This is a genomic window from Cochleicola gelatinilyticus (genome assembly GCF_001637325.1).
Lineage (GTDB): Bacteria > Bacteroidota > Bacteroidia > Flavobacteriales > Flavobacteriaceae > Cochleicola > Cochleicola gelatinilyticus.
This window is the reverse complement of sequence record NZ_LRXL01000030.1, coordinates 1-2,239: the sequence shown is the minus strand read 5'-3', so window position 1 is coordinate 2,239 and position 2,239 is coordinate 1. Positions and strand designations below refer to the sequence as shown.

The 2,239-nt window shown below is 31.4% G+C and carries 2 protein-coding genes; both read left to right on the top strand.

What is annotated here, in order from left to right:
* Positions 1-452, top strand: a 452-nt coding sequence (locus ULVI_RS07660; RefSeq protein WP_206743814.1) for a hypothetical protein, incomplete at its 5' end; no start/stop codon positions are given.
* Between the two features lie 616 nt (positions 453-1,068).
* The gene (locus ULVI_RS07650) at positions 1,069-1,734 is read left to right on the top strand and encodes a DUF2971 domain-containing protein (protein ID WP_197463491.1); all 666 of its coding nucleotides are present in this window, start codon (positions 1,069-1,071) and stop codon (positions 1,732-1,734) included.
* The last annotated feature ends 505 nt before the right edge of the window (positions 1,735-2,239 follow it).

Sequence of the window (2,239 nt, the reverse complement as noted above, 5' to 3'; positions counted from 1 at the left end):
TCTTTAAAGTTAAATCGAACAGTCGGTCCGTTTTGCAGCTTACTGTTCTTATGCAAACCGTTGTACACCATTTGAGAAAAACATATAGCATAGAATTAAACGGAGTAAAAATCGGAACAACTGATTTTGAATTTGCTGACACGCCAATGGGCGTTATCCACGGAAAAATCAATTTTGAAAACGTGGAATCACCTTATGAACTGTTTAGAAAGCATTGTAAAAAACATAATGTTCAAATAAACGATGACGAACCTAAATTAAAGCTGATTGATACTGTTGTAATTCCCGAACTGAAAGTTTACTTGGAAAACGGAACCGAACTAAATGGTTGGGGTGGAGCAATAACTGGAATGGATAACGAAGAATATGAAATTCAATTTGGAGGAATTACATCTGAATTAATGCAAACGGAATTTAAACATCACTATGACGACTATTTTGGTGCAGAATAAAAAAGGTTGAATGAATTATATAATTAAAGTTTGGCTGTTCACCGTAATATTATCGCCACTTCTTATAGCATTAATTTTAGGTGCAATAATAAATGATTCTAGCTTCAACAGCATATTAAGCTCTTACGAAATAATATTCGTGATGATTATTGTTGGATTGCTTTCGTCAATGCCTGCGATGATAATATTTTGGATTATTAAAAGTAGCTTAAAAAGTAAATTCTCAAATTCGAAAGAGAAAATAATCTTATCTCTTTATTCCTTTTTATCGGTTTGGATTACATTTTATATCGTCGATAATGGATTTATAACACGATGGTCGGAACAAACAATTTGGGTTTTAATATATTCCTTAACGATAGTTTTGGGAGTCTGGATTTTTGAATTAAACAAAAAAGAAATAACCGAATAAAAAACGGTGTACAACACCGTATATAATTTATTGCTAGTTCTAGCCAACTTACGAAAATCCTCGCGGATTTTCTATTCGGTTTTTATTTGCTAAATTACGTGCTAAACCACGCATCAAACCATATACAAACACGTTGGCAACAAGCTAAAAATGAAACTTTACAAATATTATCCTGACACAAATTATTCATACAAATCTCTTTCTATGAAAGGTTTATGGTGTCATTATCCTAAAAAAATGAATGACCCTTTTGATTGTTTAGGGTATATTGACAGGAAATTTAACAAAAAACAAATAGCTGATTTTAAAGAGCACTTGGATGTTAAAAATAAAACGTTACAAAACTTATTGAAATGTGATGATAACAAAATAGCTGATTTTATTAATCAACAACGCAAAATCACCATAGAAAAATTTGCATTTTGCTCACTTAGTAAATCAGTAGATGATATTTTAATGTGGTCCCATTATGCTTCTGGTCACTCGGGTTTTGCTTTAGAATTTGAATTTGGAGAAGAAGAAATTAATTCCAACTTTCAAGAGGTAAAATATGTTAAAGTATTACCTGAATTCAGAACAGAAAAATTAGCTAAATTCTTAAATGGAGAAGATGAATATTTAGAATATTTATTATCTGACATTTCTATTAAAGCTCATTTATGGAAAAAAGAAAAAGAGTTGAGAATATGGAGAAAGAAACCAACCTATTACCATTACAAATTAAAGAATTTAAAAGCAGTCTATTTTGGAATAAATTGCAGTTTGGAAACGAAAGCTATTTTACTGCATTTATTAAATGAAAAGGGTGAAAATTTCCAATATTATACAATGGAAATAAAAGATAATCCAATTAGATTAACCTATAAATAAAGCCAGTTGCCAACACCGTGTATAAGTAATACGGGCTATATCGTCTAATAGAAAGTTTCGGTATATTTAGAATGACCGCCAAATCTTCTGATTTGGCTTTTTGTACAAAAAAATAAAAAGAAAAACAGTAGATTTGGCTAGTGTTGGATTGAAAATTTAGGAAACTTCCCTCCCGCACTACTCATACACAAACCGTTACAAGTAATGGCGCCCGTAATGCAAAAATTCTCCAAGCATTTCGCAACTGAAACTATAAAATTACGCTGAACTGACAAGCCGCACGAAATCTGAACGCTAAATAAAACTTCTGAATAAAAATTGTTCGCAGCGAAACGGAAGCGGAAACTTAATGAAGACAACACGACTTATAAAACTGATTGGACAGTACATTTAATTCAATGGTCGGATTACTGAAAACGGGAAATGTTGAGAGAGTTATTTAGTTTTATAAGCCTAAAAGTTCAGTAATTAATACAAAAATATCGATGTTACTTTGCGGCGCTGA